At 49.7% G+C, this 19932-nt stretch carries 10 protein-coding genes; 9 read left to right on the forward strand and 1 reads right to left on the reverse strand.

Translation table 11 applies throughout. From position 1 onward, the window contains the following. Positions 1-237: 237 nt before the first annotated feature. From HMPREF9944_RS02925 to HMPREF9944_RS02935, 3 genes are read left to right on the forward strand one after another with little or no spacing between them, the layout of a single operon-like run. The gene (locus HMPREF9944_RS02925; protein WP_008564352.1) at positions 238-924 is read left to right on the forward strand and encodes a succinate dehydrogenase/fumarate reductase cytochrome b subunit; all 687 of its coding nucleotides are present in this window, start codon (positions 238-240) and stop codon (positions 922-924) included. A 38-nt stretch (positions 925-962) separates the two neighbouring features. Next, positions 963-2945 carry a fumarate reductase/succinate dehydrogenase flavoprotein subunit gene (locus tag HMPREF9944_RS02930; RefSeq protein WP_008564354.1) on the forward strand — a complete coding sequence of 661 codons (1983 nt, stop codon included), beginning with the start codon at positions 963-965 and terminating at the stop codon, positions 2943-2945. 6 nt (positions 2946-2951) lie between these two features. After that, the gene (locus HMPREF9944_RS02935; protein ID WP_008564356.1) at positions 2952-3710 is read left to right on the forward strand and encodes a succinate dehydrogenase/fumarate reductase iron-sulfur subunit; all 759 of its coding nucleotides are present in this window, start codon (positions 2952-2954) and stop codon (positions 3708-3710) included. A gap of 608 nt (positions 3711-4318) precedes the next feature. Here the strand turns inward: HMPREF9944_RS02935 and HMPREF9944_RS02945 are convergent. After that, complete coding sequence (locus HMPREF9944_RS02945) at positions 4319-4924, reverse strand: hypothetical protein (protein WP_008564358.1); 606 nt, start codon at positions 4922-4924, stop codon at positions 4319-4321. A gap of 251 nt (positions 4925-5175) precedes the next feature. On the opposite strand from HMPREF9944_RS02945, the gene HMPREF9944_RS02955 reads away from it, so the two are divergent. From HMPREF9944_RS02955 to HMPREF9944_RS02980, 6 genes are all read left to right on the forward strand, one after another. Continuing rightward, positions 5176-7119, forward strand: coding sequence for a sialate O-acetylesterase (locus tag HMPREF9944_RS02955; protein ID WP_008564359.1), 1944 nt, complete (start codon positions 5176-5178; stop codon positions 7117-7119). A gap of 87 nt (positions 7120-7206) precedes the next feature. Next, positions 7207-9756, forward strand: coding sequence for a glycosyl hydrolase 115 family protein (locus HMPREF9944_RS02960; protein WP_008564360.1), 2550 nt, complete (start codon positions 7207-7209; stop codon positions 9754-9756). A gap of 147 nt (positions 9757-9903) precedes the next feature. Then, entirely contained in the window at positions 9904-11982 is a 2079-nt protein-coding gene (locus tag HMPREF9944_RS02965) for a cellulase family glycosylhydrolase (protein WP_008564361.1), read from the forward strand. A 122-nt stretch (positions 11983-12104) separates the two neighbouring features. Beyond that, positions 12105-14681 carry a xylan 1,4-beta-xylosidase gene (gene xyl3A / locus HMPREF9944_RS02970; protein ID WP_008564362.1) on the forward strand — a complete coding sequence of 859 codons (2577 nt, stop codon included), beginning with the start codon at positions 12105-12107 and terminating at the stop codon, positions 14679-14681. Positions 14682-14815: 134 nt separating this feature from the next. Beyond that, entirely contained in the window at positions 14816-17962 is a 3147-nt protein-coding gene (locus HMPREF9944_RS02975) for a SusC/RagA family TonB-linked outer membrane protein (RefSeq protein WP_008564363.1), read from the forward strand. 19 nt (positions 17963-17981) lie between these two features. Then, entirely contained in the window at positions 17982-19922 is a 1941-nt protein-coding gene (locus HMPREF9944_RS02980) for a RagB/SusD family nutrient uptake outer membrane protein (RefSeq protein WP_044113274.1), read from the forward strand. Positions 19923-19932: the final 10 nt, after the last annotated feature.

The raw sequence follows: 19932 nt of genomic DNA on the forward strand, positions 1-19932 counted from the left end.
TATGTATATTTTTCGCAAAAGTAAGAAATTAAATTGGATTTTTTATGAAATCGCTTTGAATTATCACTAAAATATAGTATTTTTGCACTGTATTTTAGGGGATAATTTACCCCTCATAAAGGTATGTCCTACCTAATATAAGGTATTAAGGAAGATAATTTTTCTATTTGTGCGCTCAAGATTATAAAATAATCCGATTATATTTTAAGTAGTTAAATAATTAAAAATCAATCATTTATGTGGTTAATCAATTCATCTATTGGTAGAAAAGTAGTGATGTCCGTGACCGGAATGGCACTGATTCTATTCATGACATTCCACTGTTGCATGAACATTGTTGCGCTTTTCTCCGGAGAGGCTTACAACATGGTCTGCAAATTACTGGGCGCCAATTGGTATGCTGTTGTGGCTACGGCTGGCTTGGGTGCACTGGCGGTTTGTCACATTGTTTATGCATTCTTGTTAACGGCACAGAACCGTCGTGCTCGTGGCGCAGAGCGTTATGCTGTCACTGAAAGACCGGATAAAGTAGAGTGGGCCAGTCAGAACATGCTTGTTCTTGGCATCATTGTTTTATTAGGGCTTGCACTTCATCTTTTCAATTTTTGGTACAACATGATGTTTGCAGAGCTTGTTGGTATGCATACTGCACTTGAACCTACCGATGGTTTTGGTCTGATAGTGGAAACTTTCAAGAACAAACTCTATGTCGTTCTTTACATTATTTGGATTGTAGCACTGTGGTTCCATCTCTCTCACGGTTTTTGGAGTGCCATGCAGACCATTGGCATCAATGGTAAGGTGTGGTTTGAGCGTTGGAAGATCATCGGAATTGTTTATGTAACATTGTTGATGCTCGCTTTTCTTGTTGTAGTTCTTGCATTTGCTTTTGGTCGTGCGCCAAGCTTATGCTGTGCTGCATAATAGCAATCTAATTATGAAAAAATTAATTCGGAACAATCATGACTAAGACATTAAATTCCAGAATACCCGAAGGACCGGTAGCAGAGAAATGGACTAACTATAAAGCTCATCAGCGGTTGGTTAATCCAAAGAACAAATTGAAGTTGGATGTTATCGTTGTTGGAACGGGACTTGCCGGTGCAAGTGCTGCAGCTTCTCTTGGTGAGATGGGCTTCAACGTGCTGAACTTCTGCATACAAGACTCTCCTCGTCGCGCACACTCTATCGCTGCGCAGGGCGGTATCAATGCCGCTAAGAACTATCAGAATGACGGCGACTCGATTTATCGCCTATTCTATGATACAGTTAAAGGCGGAGACTATCGTGCACGCGAGGCTAACGTATATCGTTTGGCTGAAGTTTCAAACGACATCATCGACCAATGCGTCGCACAAGGCGTACCTTTTGCACGTGAATACGGTGGTATGCTGGCCAACCGTTCGTTCGGTGGAGCACAAGTAAGCCGTACTTTTTATGCCAAAGGGCAGACAGGCCAGCAATTGCTGCTGGGTGCTTACTCTTCATTGAGTGCACAGATTCAAGCAGGAAAGGTGAAACTCTTCGCCCGTTACGAAATGGAAGATGTCGTTATCGTTGATGGTCACGCGCGTGGTATCATAGCTAAGAACCTTGTTACGGGCGAACTCGAACGCTTTACGGCCAATGCTGTGGTCATTGCTACAGGCGGTTACGGTAATGCCTATTTCCTTTCGACCAATGCCATGGGCTGTAACTGTACGGCGGCTATCCAATGCTATCGCAAGGGAGCCTATATGGCCAATCCATCTTATGTCCAAATCCACCCGACCTGCATTCCTGTGCATGGCGATAAGCAGTCCAAGCTGACCTTGATGTCAGAGTCTCTGCGTAATGATGGGCGTATTTGGGTTCCAAAGAAACTTGAAGATGCGAAAGCTTTGCAGGCCGGCACGAAGAAAGGCTCGGATATACCTGAGGAAGATCGCGACTATTACTTGGAACGTCGCTATCCTGCATTTGGTAATCTCGTTCCCCGTGATGTGGCTTCTCGTGCAGCTAAGGAGCGTTGCGACCATGGTTTCGGTGTCAATAACACCGGTTTGGCCGTGTTCCTCGACTTCTCTGAGTCTATCAACCGGCTTGGTATTGATGTTATTCTCCAGCGTTATGGCAACCTCTTCGATATGTATGAGGAAATCACCGACGTTAATCCGGGCGAACTTGCCAACGAAATCAATGGCGTGAAATACTATAACCCCATGATGATCTTCCCTGCCATTCACTATACAATGGGTGGTATTTGGGTCGATTATGAGTTGATGACCACCGTCCCGGGCCTGTTCTCCATCGGCGAGTGCAACTTCTCTGACCACGGAGCCAACCGTTTAGGTGCATCAGCTTTGATGCAAGGATTGGCCGATGGCTACTTCGTTCTGCCTTACACCATTCAGAACTATCTCGCTGATCAGGCACTTTGGGGTAAAATTCCAACGGATCATCCCGAGTTTGATGAGGCAGAGAAAGCCGTTCGTGCTGAAATCGACCGTTTGATGAGCATTCAAGGCAAGCGTTCTGTTGACTCTATTCACAAAGAACTTGGTCATATCATGTGGGAACACGTAGGTATGGGACGCACCAAGGAGGGACTTGAAGAAGGATTAAAGCTATTGAAAGCACTTCGTGAAGAGTTCAATACCAACCTTTTTATACCCGGTAAGAAAGAAGGACTCAATATCGAGCTCGACAAGGCTATCCATCTTCGCGACTTTATTCTTATGGGTGAGCTTGTTGCCTACGACGCACTCCATCGTGAAGAAAGCTGCGGCGGACACTTCCGTGAGGAGCATCAGACCGAAGAAGGAGAGGCCAAGCGCGACGACGAACACTTCTTCTATGTCGGTTGTTGGGAATATCAAGGCGATGACACCAAGGCTCCAGAGCTCATCAAGGAACCTCTCGAGTATGAGGCAATTAAGGTACAAACACGTAACTATAAGAATTAAACGATTATGGCAAAGAACATATCATTCACAATCAAGTATTGGAAACAGAACGGTCCTAAGGAACAGGGACATTTCGATACACGCGAGATGAAGAATATCCCGGATGACACCTCATTCCTTGAGATGCTCGACATCTTGAACGAAGAACTTATCGCCGAAGGACAAGAACCTTTCGTCTTCGACCACGACTGTCGCGAGGGCATTTGCGGTATGTGCTCGCTTTACATCAACGGAACTCCGCACGGAAAGACTGAGCGTGGCGCCACAACCTGCCAGCTCTACATGCGTCGTTTCAATGATGGCGATGTCATTACCGTAGAACCTTGGCGCTCGGCAGGCTTCCCTGTCATCAAAGACTGCATGGTTGACCGGTCTGCTTTCGACAAGATCATTCAGGCCGGAGGCTACACTTCCATTCGAACGGGGCAGGCTCAAGATGCCAATGCCATTCTTATTGCCAAGGAAAATGCTGACGAAGCCATGGATTGCGCCACGTGTATCGGCTGCGCAGCCTGTGTTGCTGCCTGCAAAAACGGCTCAGCTATGCTCTTTGTAAGCTCCAAAGTAAGCCAGTTGGCCCTCCTTCCTCAAGGCAAACCCGAGGCTGCAAGGCGTGCAAAGTCAATGGTAGCCAGAATGGACGAGCTGGGGTTCGGCAACTGTACCAATACGCGTGCCTGCGAAGCTGTTTGTCCTAAGAACGAAAGGATAGCCAACATCGCCCGCTTGAACCGCGAGTTCATCAAGGCAAAGTTCAACGATTAGGCCTCGTTCCGCCTCGCTTTCCGAAGCGTTGGCGGGCTTATGATAAAAGAGGATGTGCCATTTTTCCGGCCATCCTCTTTCTTTTTTCCAACCGTTTGAATGCTTTTCTCCGCTCCCATGTTTCCATCTTGCATTTCAGGGGCTCCCATTCTGCTTTTCAATATCAGCCATTTCATCGTGTAATATCAGCCATATTGTGCGGTAAAATGGCCCATATTGCACGGTAAAGTGGCTGATATTGAAACGCAAGACATAAGTCATTGATTATCAACGAAGCTGGCATCATAATCTGTTTATACGCATGTAGGGACGCACGGTTCGTGCGTCCGTTCGTGTTTCAGTTGACAGTTGACGCGTAAACGGGTGGACAAATTAATTATTTATGCGCATGTAGGGACGCACAGCTCGTGCGTCCGTTCAACACGGCCTGTTTATAGCCCGATTACTATCCACTTGTTAACCCGTTTATTCGCCCATTTGTCCACTCACTCCGTTTGAGCGGACGTACGAACCGTACGTCCCTACATACCGAATAACAATCAACTTGTCCACTTGTTTACTTGTCTACTGTCAACAGAAACAATGGGTTTCGCGTGTTCCTTGGCTGTTTATGGCTCCGGCGCAACGAATTTTACGGGGCGAATAAGCTCACGTAACGGCTTGATATTGAGCTTGAAGAGGTCGAAAGCAAAGCGGGCTTGGTCTCGTTTATGCTCAACCATGATGCGAACCACGTTTTTCTCTTCGAGAACACCAGTGTTGGGAACAAGCAGTTGATAGACTTTCTTGTAGTATTCTTGTTGATTGCAGGCGTCCATACGCAAGCAAACGAAGACGATTTTGCCATCAATCAGGAAGTAATGATTAGGATATATGTCATCAATCGACCATTCTCCACCCTCGAAAGCCTCGCGATAAGCGGGGTGAAAATAGAACACATCGTTGTTAATGCTCACGCCGTTTGTCGGCGTTCCCCGGTCTTCATACAAGTAAGAACAACTCAATATGAATGCTTTTTGCTTGGGAAAGAAGCCTACAGCCTGATGAATGAGTTTCAGAAAAGCTGGCTTCATGTGCGTGGTGTCCACGCGTTCCAAGCTGTCCAACAAGCTCTTTTGCTGGGTTTCTTGCGTGTCAGCCTTGCAAGCCACCCACAATAGAATGGAAAAAAGACCGATGAAAAGGGCGAAAATGGCAGTTTTGTGTCGTTTCATAAGCATGACGGTTTAGTAATATGACAAAGATAAGTTTTCTTTCTGACAAATCCAAATCGGTCGTATGGTTTGTTTTGTGGCAGCAGGCTCGCTTTCTTCTTGCATCATCGGGCGCATCCTGCACGCAACTTTCGTTCATTCTCTTTCCCCCGATGATGTTACAAACAAAAAAGAATGTGCTACATCAGGGCTTGACAGATTGGAAAATAAAATCTATTTTTGCAAAATGAAGGTTTAATAATCATCCTAATATGAAAAGAAAAGCATTCTCTTTACGGCGCATGTTGGTTTGCGTTTTGTTGTCAATCACGGCTTTGACCGCACGTGCGGCAGCCGATCCCGACTTCTACATCTTCCTTTGTTTCGGACAATCCAACATGGAAGGCGCGGCAAAAATCGAGCCGCAAGACCTTGTGGGCATCGACAGTCGCTTTCAAATGATGGCGGCAGTGGACAACAATCGGTTGGGTAGGAAAATGGGTCAGTGGTATACGGCCGTTCCACCGCTTTGTCGGGAAAACACGGGACTGACTCCGATAGACTATTTCGGCCGGACGATGGTGGAACATCTGCCAAAAAATATCCGAATAGGCGTTATCAACGTAGCAATCGGCGGATGTCATATCGAAACATTCATGCGCGACTCCGTTGCCAACTATGTTCGAACCCGTGCACCGCAATGGATGAAGGGCATGCTCAAGGCTTATGGCGACAATCCATACGACAGATTGGTCGAACTTGCACGTAAAGCACAGCAAGTTGGCGTCATTAAAGGGATTCTTTTGCATCAGGGAGAGTCGAACACAGGCGATAAAACGTGGCCCGGAAAGGTGGCTTTCGTCTATCATCAGCTCATTGCCGACCTGCAACTCAAGGCGGAAGACGTGCCATTGTTGGCCGGAGAAGTGGTCAGAGCCGATGGTCGGGGCAAGTGTATTTCCATGAATCCCATCATTGATGCGCTGCCCCAGACCATTCATACGGCCCATGTCATCTCTTCCGAAGGCTGCACCAGCGGCCCCGATGACTTGCATTTCGGTGCCGAAGGCTATCGGGAACTGGGCAGACGCTATGCTTCGAAGATGCTTTCGCTCTTGGGTTATCCGATATATAAGGCTGTCGACATCCCGAAAGATGCCGTTGTGGCTGCTACGGCCGTGCCGGGAAACGACTTTCCGAAGCTGGATACGGCGCGACGTGGCTATTTTCGGCTGAATGCCCCATCGGCAAAAAGCGTGAAAGTGGACATCTGCGGTAAGAAATATGACCTGCAACGCGATGAAAAGGGCGTCTGGACAGGGGTTACCGAACCGCTTGTCGTGGGCTTCCATTACTATTTCTTCTGGGTAGATGGCGTGCAAGTGACCGATCCGGCAAGTGAAACTTTCTTCGGATGTTGCCGCCAGTCGAGTGGAATAGAGGTTCCCGAAGGCCGTGAAGGCGACTATTATCGTCCGCAACAAGGCGTTGCCAAGGGGCAAGTTCGGTCGGTGCAATATTTTGCTACGTCCACTCAAGCGTGGCGAAGGGCGATGGTTTACACGCCGGCCGACTATGAAAAAGGCAAAAAGCGTTATCCTGTTCTTTATCTGCAGCATGGAATGGGTGAAGATGAGACAGGTTGGAGTCGTCAAGGGCTGATGCAAAACATCATGGACAACATGATCGCAAAAGGAGAAGCCGTTCCGATGATTGTTGTCATGGAAAGTGGCGACCTGAAAGCGCCTTTCCGCGGCGGAAGCAGGGATGTGGAACACAGTACTTACGGCGCATCGTTCTATAAAGTGCTGCTTTCCGACCTCATTCCCATGATAGATAACACGTTCCGCACCCAATCCGACCGCGAACATCGAGCCATGGCAGGACTTTCGTGGGGTGGACATCAGACCTTTGATGTGGTTTTCACCAACCTTGACAAGTTCGCTTATGCCGGCAGTTTCAGCGGCGCCATCTTCGGATTGGACGTCAACAAGACCTATAATGGCATTTTTTCACGGCCGAATGAGGTGAACAGCAAGCTGCACTGCCTTTTCTTGGGCTACGGAACAGATGAAAACATGGGTACGGCCAAACTGATTGACTACTTGGGGGCGGCCGGAATAAAGGTCGACAGCTATGTTTCCAAGGGTACCGGCCACGAATGGTTGACATGGAGAAGGTGCTTGAAAGCATTTGCAGGCAAGTTATTTAAATAGGGAAAAAACCGATTTCATCGCAAATATTTGCAGAAAAATCTGCAGCATGAGGCGTTTTGAACAGCAATGGCTATTAAATAAAAACATATGAAGCAACTTAAACAACAATATTTCAGGCCAGTTCTCCCTCTTTTTCGGGAGCATCGGGCCGGACTTCTGGCTTGTCTTGGCTGCCTGTGCCTTCTTTTTTCAGCCCTTCCGCTTGCTGCTGCCGACCGCTTTGTCAGCTTTTCAAATGGTGACTTCCTGTTGAACGAAGGCGGGAAAGTGGGCATTTTTGTCGATGAAACCGATCAAAAAGGCATTTCTTTGGCGGCACATAACCTCGCAGAAGACCTGAAAAAGGTGTGTGGAGCACAGGTTGTTTTCACCGAAGCAGCGGCTGCCCGCATCGTCATCGGCTCCATCGGACACTCCAAAGCCATCGATAAACTCATCAAAGAAAAGCGACTGAATGGGGCTTTATTGCGTGGAAAACGGGAGAAATTTATACTGCAACGCATCGGAAAACAACTGATCATAGCCGGTAGCGGCCGTCGTGGAACGATCTATGGTATCTATGAATTGTCGCAACAAATGGGTGTTTCTCCGTGGTATGATTGGGCAGATGTGCCCATAGAAAGGCATGATAAAATATATATTTCGGCCGGGATTTATACGGACGGAGAGCCTGCCGTGCGCTATCGCGGCCTCTTTTTAAATGACGAAGCGCCCTGTCTGACCTCGTGGGTGAAGCATACTTACGGCACCGACTATGGCGATCATCGCTTCTATGCACGCGTGTTTGAGCTCCTGCTGCGGTTGAAAGGCAACATGCTTTGGCCTGCCATGTGGGGTTGGGCATTCTATGCCGACGACCCGGAAAACAGCAAAACGGCCGATGAAATGGGTATTATCATCGGTACATCGCACCATGAACCGATGGCACGCAACCATCAGGAATGGGCTAGAAAACGCAAAGAATACGGTGCATGGAACTACCAAACGAATCAAAACGTGCTGGATCAGTTTTTCCGCGAAGGCATCCGGCGCAAGGGAAAAGAGGATATCGTGACGATAGGCATGCGGGGTGACGGCGACGAAGCGATGAGTGCAGCGGCCGATACAAGGCTTCTTGAACGCATCGTCAGTAATCAACGCCGCATCATCAGGGAGGTTTCGGGGCGTCCGGCCGGTGAAACACCGCAGGTGTGGGCCTTATATAAAGAGGTATTGGAGTATTATGATAAGGGCATGCGCGTGCCGGATGACGTCACCATCATGCTGTGTGACGACAATTGGGGCAACGTGCGCAGGGTGCCAAATGAACGGGAACGCAAGCACAAAGGAGGCTGGGGACTCTATTATCACGTTGATTATGTGGGTGCACCCCGCAATACCAAGTGGCTCAATGTGATCCCGACACAGCACATGTTTGAGCAACTTCAGCTCGCTTATCAGTACGGATTGGACCGCATTTGGATATTGAATGTGGGCGACTTGAAGCCTATGGAGTATCCCATTTCACTATTCATAGACATGGCATGGAACCCAAATGAATTTGCCATTTCGGCCATTACCGACCACACTTTGCGCTTTTGTGCAGAGCAATTCGGCGACAGTCAGGCCCCTGAAGCGGCCCGCATTCTGAACCTGTTGAACAAATATAACGGGCGCATCACGGCCGAAATGCTCGATAAAGACACTTATAATCTGGCCACGGGTGAGTGGAAAACGGTCGTCGGTCAGTACGAACAATTGGAGATGGAAGCCCTGCGTCAGTTCATCACTTTGCGTCCCGAGCAGCGAGATGCCTATCAACAATTGATTTTGTTTCCGCTGCAAGCGATGGGAAACCTCTATAACATGTACTATGCACAAGCCATGAATCATCGGCTTTATGCACGTAACGACCCCGACGCAAACCTTTGGGCCGACCGTTGTGAGGCTGCTTTCAAGCGTGATTCCATGCTTTGCCGGGCTTACAATCGGGATATTTCGGGCGGCAAATGGAACGGAATGATGACGCAGAAACATATCGGTTACACGAGTTGGAACGATGATTTCGCCCACGACATGCAGCCGAAACTCTACCGCATCAGCGACACTTCGGCCGGTGGTTTCAGCTTTGTCGGCCGGCAAGGTGTCGTTTCGATGGAGGCCGAACACTATCATACTGCCACCGATGCAGCACGGGCCAAATGGACAATCATTCCCTTTATGGGGCGCACTTGCAGTGGAATTACGCTCACGCCTTACACGGAAAGCGTTGCCGGTGCACGGCTTTCTTATCGTTTCTCGATGCCTGATTGCACCACCGACAGTATGAAGATACACGTCGTTGTGAAGTCTACTTTGGACTATCTGAACAAAGGCAGCCTCACGTATACCGTGAAATTAGACGATGAAATGGGCGAAAACGTGCGGTTCAATGCCCGCCTGAACGAGAAGCCGGAGAATATCTACAGCATCTATTATCCCACGGTTGCCCGTCGGGTTATCGAACATGTCGTGACACTTCCCGTCAAAAAGGCCGATTGGCACATGCTGACGCTTGAGCCGTCAGATCCAGCCATCGTGTTTGAAAAGGTGATCGTAGACTACGGAGGCTATCAGACTTCCTATCTCTTCATGGAAGAAAGTGACCACAGACGCTGAAAATGCTTGACGGAACAGAATGCGAGAACGCACAAAATCCATGGGGCGCAGCATCCGATTCAAGTCGTATGAGCGCCGTCAGGGAGCCGGTTTGTATCGTTTCGGGCTTTCTTTTCAATGATAACTTTGATGAAATACCAATGGTTTATGACGCATCGTAGATTTCTGATGGCGGTGGTTTTTATCGGTTTCACCGCTTTTCCATCGGTTGCACAAATGCCTCGACCGCTGCCTTCACTCCATGTTGAGGGCCGAAACATGGTCGACAGACATGGCAACAAAGTGTTGCTTCATGGCGTGATGGATACACCTCATCCCTATTTCAATGGCGGAAGATGGGGTTGGAATATTGATGACAGCAGCGTTCCGGCCTGTCTGAACTATTTTGAAAAGCTCTTTCGGGGCCTGACCGATGCTTCCCAGGGCGCTTATTGCAATGTGTTCCGCCTGCATCTCGACCCTTGTTGGACCAATGATCCGACCAAACCGCTTGTCGGAAAAAAGGGCGAAGAGAACATTTCGCAGTTCAGTGCCGACCGACTCCGGCGCTATTTGCAATCGCTTTATATCCCCTTGATACAGAAAGCCATGGCGCATGGGCTCTATGTCGTGGTGCGTCCGCCGGGCGTCTGCCCTCATGAAATCCGTGTAGGCGATGCTTATCAGCAATATCTAACGACGGTTTGGGACATCGTTTCGCGTGAAGCTGTCGTTCAGCAATATGCCGGTCAGATTTCATTAGAGCTGGCCAATGAGCCCGTAGTCGTTAAGGATGCGACGGGAAATGCGTCGGATCATGCGCTGCGCGACTTCTTTCAACCCATCGTTGACAAGATTCGCGGCAACGGATTTAAGGGTATTCTTTGGATTCCCGGCAGCAGTTGGCAGGGCAATTACGTGGGTTATGCCCGCCATCCCATCACGGATGACAACTTTGGCTATGCCGTTCACGACTATCCCGGCTGGTATGGTATGAGCGACGAACGGCCAAATGCCGAAGAAGGTATACGCCGGTTTAAAGGTCTTGTGCCCGTTGTCGAGACCCGACCTGTCATGATTACAGAGGTGGATTGGAGCCCCGAAAAGGCGGGAGAAGGCCATTATGACGAGCATGGAAAATGGGTGAAGGCCAATTACGGCACGTGGGCTACGGCCTCAACAAGCAAATGGGGCGTTGCTTATAAGCGAATGATCGACCATTATGGCAACATATCCATGACGCTTTCGGGCACGGGTTGCTATCTCGATATTGATGAATTGGTTGGCAAAGGACGTGTGGCTGCAGCCTTTGGCGAACTGAAAGAAGCCTGCGGTGCGGCTTGCATGGGGTGGTATAAAGCCTACAACACCACCGCAAAACCCTATCCCGACGACTATGTGTTCAGTGCTGCCGAACGCCGAATCGACAGTATATGCTGGGTATTGAAAGACACCTTGCTCATGCCGGGCGATTCCTATCATGCACCGCTTACGCTTTTCTTCCCCGGCGGAAGAAGCGTGGAAGTATTGCCGAAAGCCATTCAATATACCGTTTCGGCACCCGATGTCGTGGGGATAACGGATGGGGTAATCCATGCAAAAAGCGATGGAACCGCACAAATCACGGCCGTTTATACGACCGAAACCGGTGAGACGTTATCGCGAAAGATAACCGTTCGGGTGCAGATGTTCTCGTTTGAAGCCTCGGCCATAAGGACGGATATTTTCGATCATGGCACGTATGACGAGACCAAACGAGTCTTCCAGCCCGGCAAATGGGGGCAGATGGGGTGGCAGTTCGATGGCGGCATCGGGCTTTCGAAGCATTATCTGGTGTTGAAACTCGACAAACCGCAGACCTGCGGCGCCAAATTGATGCTGTTCCCTCAACAAAGTATTTGGGGAGACAGCTATGAGATTGCGTTGGAAAACAAGACGACTATCGTTGTAGACCTGACCAAGGAAAAGACCAAACAGGGCAAGGTGCTTGGCCACACACCTATTTATATCGTGAGCTTATGGGGCAACGGAGCAGGAGAAATAGACGTAAACAACCTCTATCTGACCGATAATGCCGACGATATGCCCACGGCTATCACCCCCATTGTCAATGCAAATCCCGACTTCACCGACGTTTATAACCTTTATGGAATACGTGTGCGTTCGCACGTTTCCACCGAGATTGCCACCGCGGGGCTTCCTCCCGGCATCTATATTGCAGGCGGGAAGAAAGTGGTGGTGAGGTAAATCAGGGTGCAGTTGCCTTCCCTTTCGTTCGTTCGATTATGCAAACAAGGTGCGACAAAGGGTGATGGCGACACGAAGGAAAATTCAACTTTTCGTATTCAATCATTATTTTCATAGCAACCATGAACAAAATCAAGACCATTCTTTTGTCGTTCGTGACCGTGATGACGGCATCATCGGCATTGGCGCAGCCGTCGCTAACCGGCATGGCGTATCCGTATCAGAATCCAAACCTTAGCGCCTTGACACGCGCACAGGATTTGTTGAGTCGCTTAACCCTTGAAGAAAAAGCCCTGTTGATGCTTGATGAGTCGCCGGCCATACCGCGGTTGGGCATCAAGAAATTCTTTTGGTGGAGCGAAGCCTTGCATGGTGCGGCCAACATGGGCAACGTGACCGTGTTTCCCGAGCCCATTGCGATGGCGGCTTCGTTCAATGATGCACTGTTATATAAGGTGTTTAGCGCAGCAAGTGATGAGATGCGGGCTCAGTATCATCATCGAATAAGGAACGGAGGCGAGGATGAAAAGTTCCATAGTCTGTCGGTTTGGACACCCAATGTGAATATTTTTCGCGACCCACGATGGGGACGTGGACAGGAAACCTACGGTGAAGATCCCTATCTGACGGCTGTGATGGGAACGGCGGTTGTGCGTGGTTTACAAGGACCTGAAGACAGTAAGTATCGCAAACTATGGGCTTGTGCAAAGCATTATGCCGTGCACAGCGGGCCCGAATATACGCGTCACACGGCCAATCTGAACAATGTGTCGCCGCGTGATCTGTGGGAAACCTATCTTCCCGCATTCAAAACGCTCGTTGAGGAAGCCAAGGTGCGCGAGGTGATGTGTGCTTATCAGGCACTCGATGACGAACCTTGTTGCGGAAACAGCCGACTGCTGCAGCAAATTCTGCGCGACGAGTGGGGCTTTCAGTACTTGGTAGTGAGCGATTGCGGTGCCGTGAGTGACATTTGGCAGAACCACAAGACCTCAAGTGATGCTGTTCATGCCACAGCCAAGGCCGCACTGGCCGGAACCGACGTGGAATGCGGTTTCAACTACACCTATAAGTGTATTCCCGAAGCTGTGCAGCGCGGCCTGATCAGCGAGAAGGAGGTCGACAAACATGTGCTTCGTCTGCTTGAAGGGCGTTTCGACCTTGGCGAAATGGACGACCCGGCGCTTGTTCCATGGTCGAAAATCCCTTATTCTGTAATGGATAGCAAGGCTCACCGCCAACTTTCGCTCGATATGGCACGCCAATCTATCGTGCTGTTGCAGAACAAGCAAAACATGCTTCCACTGAAGAAAAACAACGAACGCATCGCTGTGATCGGCCCGAATGCCGATAATGTGCCGATGATGTGGGGCAATTACAACGGTACCCCCAACCGTACGGTGACCATCCTTGACGGTATACGGGCCAAGCATAAGAACGTGAAATACATCAAAGGCTGCGATCTTACCGACACAATGGTGGTCGATCCGTTGTTTGATGCATGCATGATAGCCGGCAAACGCGGGCTACGTGGTATCTTTTGGAACAATACAACGATGACCGGGAAACCTGTTACGACACAATATTATCATGGTGAAGTGGCTGCAACGACAGCCGGTATGCACAGCTTTGCGCCCGGTGTAAAAGTAGAAGGCTTCTCGGCCAAATATGAAACCGTGCTGCGATCAAAGCGTGATGGCGAGGCCGTTTTGAAAGTAGAAGGGTGTGGCGACTTTGAAGTATGGGTCAATGGCAAGCAGATGCAGCACCAACACACATGGCGAACAACACCGACTCGTACACCTATTCAGCTTGAGGCCGGCAAAGACTATCGCATAGAAGTGCGCTTTACCTATGTGAATACATGGGGTGCAAACATTCGAATCAATATCGGAACCGAGCGACCTATTGACTACCAGGAAGTCATTCGGGCATTGAAGGGCATTGAAAAAGTGGTCTTTGTAGGTGGTATCTCACCTGCTTTGGAAGGCGAAGAAATGCCTGTGGACATACCGGGGTTCAAGGGAGGAGACCGAACAGACATCGAACTTCCACGTGTTCAGCGGGATTTCATCAAGGCCCTTCACGCTGCAGGCAAGCAGCTTGTCTATGTGAACTGTTCGGGGTCGGCTATTGCTCTGGAGCCGGAAACCACAGCCTGCGACGCCATTGTACAGGCATGGTATGCCGGGCAAGAGGGCGGAACGGCCGTTGCCGATGTGCTCTTCGGCGATTATAATCCTTCGGGAAAACTGCCCGTCACCTTCTATAAGAACAGTAATCAGCTGCCCGATTACGAGAATTACAGCATGAAAGGGCGCACTTATCGTTATTTCTCCGACCCGCTCTTTGCTTTTGGTCATGGCCTTAGCTATACAACGTTCAATATGGGAACGGCTGAAATCATCAAAAAGGCTGATTCCATCGTGGTGCGTATTCCCGTAGAAAACGTTGGCAGTAAGGACGGAACAGAGACCGTTTTACTGTATATCAAGAACCATCAGGACCCGAACGGGCCGATAAAATCACTGCGCGGCTTCAGTCGTGTCTTTGTGAAAGCCGGACATAAGGCCGTAGCAGAGCTTTTATTGACACGTAAGTCGTTTGAGTTCTTTGACGAAAACACAAATACCGTGCATTTCAAGGAAGGAAATTACGATTTGCTGTATGGTGACAAACGCGTCGAAATAAGAATGTAGTGACCCTAAACCCTTGCATAACATTCATTTTGTTACATGGCGCAAAATGAATGTTACAATACCATGTATGCTGTTAAAAAGGTATTGAATATCTTTGCAAATGTGAAATCTAATTCTAACCTAATAATTAAAAAATGAGACAAGTACACAGACTTTTTCAACGCTTTTCGCTGATCGTGGCCATGCTGTTCGCGTCGATTGTGGCGGCTTTGGCGCAAAACACCATTCGCGGAACGGTCTCAGACGCCGGAGGTGAACCGTTGATCGGGGCCACTGTTGTCATGAAAGGAAAGCCTTCTGTTGCCGCTGTCACCGATTTTGACGGTAATTTTGAGCTGAAGACGCCGGCTAAAAAGGTCACACTCGTTGTTTCTTACGTGGGAATGGTCACCAAGGAGGTTGTCGTTGTCGATGGACATGCGGCAAAAATCGTCCTGAAAGACGACGATCACACCCTTCAAGAGACCGTTATCGTAGGCTACGGCCAGCAGAAGAAGGCCAGTGTCGTGGGTTCTATCACCCAAACAACGGGGGCTGTGTTGGAACGTGCGGCAGGTGTGAGCGACATCGGAGCCGCTTTGACGGGCAATCTTCCCGGCGTTGTCACCATACAAGGCAACGGTATGCCCGGAGAAGAGGAGCCCCAGATCATCATTCGCGGCTCCAGCACATGGAACGGCAGCGACCCTTTGGTGCTGGTTGACGGCATCGAACGCCCAATGAGCAGTGTCGACATCGCTTCGGTGGCCAATATCTCTGTGTTGAAAGATGCATCTGCGACGGCCGTTTACGGTGTAAAGGGAGCCAACGGCGTTATTCTTATCACGACAAAGCGCGGCACAGAGGGCAAAGCAAAGATAGATGTGGGCTTCAATGCCACGTTGAAAGCCCCCTCGAAGCTACCGAACAAATACGATTCATACGATGCTTTGATGCTTCGCAACCGGGCCGTGGAGCACGAACTGGGTGTTTCTCCCGAGTCATGGTCGTATGTTCGTCCGCAATCCTTTATCGATAACTACCGAAATCAATCAACCTTGGAGCAACGTGAGCGTTATGCGAACGTAGATTGGCAGGACGCGCTGTTCAAAAAGTCCACGATGTCTTACAATACGAATGTGAACATCAGTGGGGGCACCAAGTTTGTGAAGTATTTTGCGTCAGCCGACTTCGTACATGAGGGAGATTTGTTCCGAGAATACGACAACGGGCGCAACTATAAGGCGGGTTACGGTTACAACCGCATCAATGTTCGCAGCAATCTTGACTTTCAAATCACGAATACCACAACGCTTCGGGCCAACATTTCGGGCTCCAATGGCGTGAAGAAGTCACCATGGAGCAACTCGGTGAACAGTGAATGGCAGATAGGACAGCAGTGGGCGGGTGCCTATAACATTGCACCAGACGTGTTCCTGCCCAAGTATGCCGATGGGTCTTGGGGCTTTTATCCCAATGCCTCTAATGTTTCGAACTCCGCGCAAAGCCTTTCTATCGGCGGTGTACGCCAAATGACGACGACACGCATCAATACAGACTTCACACTTGAGCAGAAATTGGACTTCATAACCAAGGGCCTGAATGCCCGAGGAACGGTTTCTTGGGACAATATCTTCGTGGAAACAGGTCGCGGCATCAACGACCTTTACAACACGTCTCCCACAAAATACATCGATCCGGAGACCGGAAAGGTAACCATCGGCAAGGAACTTGAAGGCAATAATAAGTTTGATTGGCAGCAAGGAGTCAACTGGTCGACCGAAGGAGGCACTGTAGATAACAACGCAACTGTGCGTAATCTCTACTATCAGCTGCAATTAAACTGGGCAAGAAGGTTCAGATTGCATGACATTTCGGCCATGGGACTGTTCTCGCGTCAGGAGAATGCGCGCGGAAGCGTGATGCCTACCTACCGAGAAGACTGGGCTTTCCGTGCCACCTACAACTATGCGGGTCGCTATTTCATCGAGTATAACGGCGCATACAACGGTTCTGAGAAGTTCGGTAAGGACAATCGCTTCGCATTCTTCAGCTCCGGGGCTCTCGGTTGGACGGTTACGGAAGAGAAGTTCATGGACCGGCTCCGCGAAAAAGGCCTCATTGACTTGCTGAAGTTGCGTGCTTCGTACGGCGAAATCGGCGACGATAACATCGGAGATCCATTCGATTCTTCGCGACGGTGGCTTTATATGAGCCAATGGGGCTATGGTGGGCACACAACAATGGACCTTGACCACACCGAAAGCATCTATACTTGGTATCGACAGAGCGCACTTGGCAACGAGAAAGTGAGGTGGGAGACCGTTCGAAAGACCAACTTTGGCTTGGATTATGGCTTCTTGGGCGGTCTGATTGCAGGCTCCATAGACTTCTTCTGCGACCGTCGTAACGACATTCTCATTTTCGGTAGCGGCCGTTCCGTGCCAGATTATTTCGGAACCACGGCTCCGACCATCAACAAGGGCAAGGTGCGAACGACGGGTTATGAGCTTGAGATAAGGCTCAACAAGAAGTGGACGAACGGCTTGCGCCTGTGGGGAAACTTCAATATGACCCATGCTAAGAACAAGGTGCTGCTCAAAGACGACCCAATTTTGCGGCCGGCCTATCAGAAAGACGCCGGGTTTGCCATGGGACAGTACCGCTCTTACCTCGATAGAGGCTTCATTAACAACATCGACGACCTTATCGGTTCGCCCGCACATGAGTCGAATGACAACCATAGACTCGTGGGTGACTACTACATTGCCGACTTCAACGGCGACGGAATCATTGACAATAAGGACGCGGCGCCAGTGGGTTACAGTGCTTCCCCAATGAACACCTACAACGCAACGATAGGTTTTGAGTGGAAAGGACTGTCGGCCATGGCACAGTTCTATGGTGTTACCGACGTCACCCGCGACGTTACGCTGACCAGTTTCGGCAATAAGCTGAACAATGTCTATGACACTGGCACTTGGTGGAGCAAGGATTCGCCCGATGCCGACGTCATTGTGCCGCGATGGGGAGCCAATCAATCGAGCTATAGCAATGGAACGCAGTTCCTTTATGACGGCTCTTATGTTCGTTTGAAGAACGTTGAAGTGGCTTATACATGGACCAATGGCTGGATAAAGCACTTGGGTATCAACTATCTCAAGCTCTATTTGAACGGTAATAACCTTTGGCTTTGGACGCGAATGCCTGACGATCGCGAGGCAAACCTCGGGGGCGGAGGCTATCTCGGCGCCTATCCTACCGTCAGACGCTTCAATGTCGGCGTTAAATTCTCATTGTAGTATTAAACAAAACAGACAAATGAAAACGAATATAAAAACCATTTTGATGTTGATATGCGCCTTGTTTGCACTCAACACGGCGTTGGTTTCTTGCGAAGACTACTTGGATAAGGAGCCCGACTCAACCGTTTCGCCCGACGATGCCTTTGTCAACTTTCGCAATTTCCAGGGTTTCGTGGAAGAAATCTACAATTGTATCCCCGATAAAGAGAAATGTAACTGGTGTCCGTCGTGGAATTGGGGCGATGATGAGGTCTTTAATCCCGAGGCCGACAGCCGAATGACGCATCAAGTTGACCTTGGTAACTTCCGTGCATGGGAGACTACGGGCAACTGGCTCTATAAGACTGGGAGCAATCCCACCTCAACCAACAAGTTTGAACACTCGCTTTGGCCACACGCATGGTACTGTATTAGAAAGGCAAACCTTGGCCTGAAGAAGCTCGACAAGCTGGTTGCGGCTTCCAAAGAAGAGAAAGATATGATCGCAGGTCAGCTTTATTTCTTCCGTGCTTGGTGGCATACGGAGCTCATGCAGTACTTCGGAGGCCTCCCTTACGTTGACGTTTACTTGGATGCCAATGCAGATCTCAACCTTCCGAGGCTTTCTTACCAAGCTTGTGCCGACAAGGCTGCGGCCGATTTCCGCCGAGCTGCCGACCTACTTCCCGTCAATTGGGACCGCACGAGTGCAGGGGCTGCGACGCAAGGTAAGAACGATTTGCGCATCAATAAGGTCATGGCCCTTGGCTATTTGGGTAAGACTTACTTGTGGGCGGCAAGCCCTTTGATGAAGAACGGGGCGCAATTGGGGGCCTCGAAGAACGGGAAAACCTACGACTATGACCAAGCTTATGCTGCGAAAGCGGCCGAAGCCTTCGGTGAATTGCTGAACCTGACGGAGTCGGGGCAGGCACCTTACGCGCTGGCCCAGTTCAAATATAAGGACATTTACAACCATGAGAGGGTCTCAGGTGCCACAAGTTGCTTCTCAGACATCTTCTATACGACCAAACAGAACTGGAAAATGCCCGGCTCAGTCGAGGCCATTTTCCGCGGACCTTCAGCAGATTACAACGGATCGAACTGGAATACGTCCAAAGTATTCGGGCCGAAGGTCGATAAAGTCGTTGCCCACGACAACGTAATCCATCAACCTACGGCCAATCTTGTAGAGATGTATGGCATGGCTAACGGCCTTCCGATCACTGATCCCGCCTCGGGTTTCGACCCAAATCGCCCATTTAAGGACCGAGATCCACGCTTTTACCACGACATTGTCTTTGATGGTTTCAAGTATCTCAATGGAACGCCCGGCCAATATGCCCGATTACAGTATTGCGAACTCTTCACCGGAGGTAGCATGCGCCCTGTGGCAAACGCCAGCCGGACAGGATATTTCATTCAGAAATTGGTGCCCCACACTTGCAATGAGGTTGACAGAACCTATGATTGGGGCGGAAATCTGCACTGTTATCTGCCTTATATGCGACTCGCCGACATCTATTTGATGTACGCAGAAGCCTGTGCTGCCATGGGAGGTGCCACGGGTAAGGCCTCTAATTTCAATAAGACGGCCGCCGATGCCATCAATACACTGCGCGATCGTGTAGGGGCTGGCCATGTAGGGAGCGCATACTTGGCCAACAAAAACAGGTTCATGGACGAAGTCCGCCGTGAACGTGCCGTCGAACTCTCCTTTGAAGGCTTCCGATTCAACGACTTACAGCGATGGTTACTCCTTACGGAAGCTCCCTATAATGAGAAGTATTCGCAGGAATTCGACCGTGTTGAGGCCTCTGATTTCTACAAGACACACGACCCAAAGGACGCACGTGTGGCCAATTACCGCAAGGAATTGATTCTCACCCGCGACTTCGATACGAAGCATTATTGGTTCCCTTTGCCCATCAAAGAGAGCTATTACTATCCCGAACTCTATCAGAATCCGGGTTGGTGACACCATCGTT

This window comes from Segatella maculosa OT 289, from assembly GCF_000243015.1.
Lineage (GTDB): Bacteria > Bacteroidota > Bacteroidia > Bacteroidales > Bacteroidaceae > Prevotella > Prevotella maculosa.

Coding starts and splice junctions, on each gene's coding strand:
- HMPREF9944_RS02925 (WP_008564352.1), top strand. CDS start 238: ATGTGGTTAATCAATTCATCTATTGGTAGAAAAGTAGTGATGTCCGTG.
- HMPREF9944_RS02980 (WP_044113274.1), top strand. CDS start 17,982: ATGAAAACGAATATAAAAACCATTTTGATGTTGATATGCGCCTTGTTT.
- xyl3A (WP_008564362.1), top strand. CDS start 12,105: ATGAACAAAATCAAGACCATTCTTTTGTCGTTCGTGACCGTGATGACG.
- HMPREF9944_RS02955 (WP_008564359.1), top strand. CDS start 5,176: ATGAAAAGAAAAGCATTCTCTTTACGGCGCATGTTGGTTTGCGTTTTG.
- HMPREF9944_RS02935 (WP_008564356.1), top strand. CDS start 2,952: ATGGCAAAGAACATATCATTCACAATCAAGTATTGGAAACAGAACGGT.
- HMPREF9944_RS02945 (WP_008564358.1), bottom strand. CDS start 4,924: ATGAAACGACACAAAACTGCCATTTTCGCCCTTTTCATCGGTCTTTTT.
- HMPREF9944_RS02930 (WP_008564354.1), top strand. CDS start 963: ATGACTAAGACATTAAATTCCAGAATACCCGAAGGACCGGTAGCAGAG.
- HMPREF9944_RS02960 (WP_008564360.1), top strand. CDS start 7,207: ATGAAGCAACTTAAACAACAATATTTCAGGCCAGTTCTCCCTCTTTTT.
- HMPREF9944_RS02975 (WP_008564363.1), top strand. CDS start 14,816: ATGAGACAAGTACACAGACTTTTTCAACGCTTTTCGCTGATCGTGGCC.
- HMPREF9944_RS02965 (WP_008564361.1), top strand. CDS start 9,904: ATGACGCATCGTAGATTTCTGATGGCGGTGGTTTTTATCGGTTTCACC.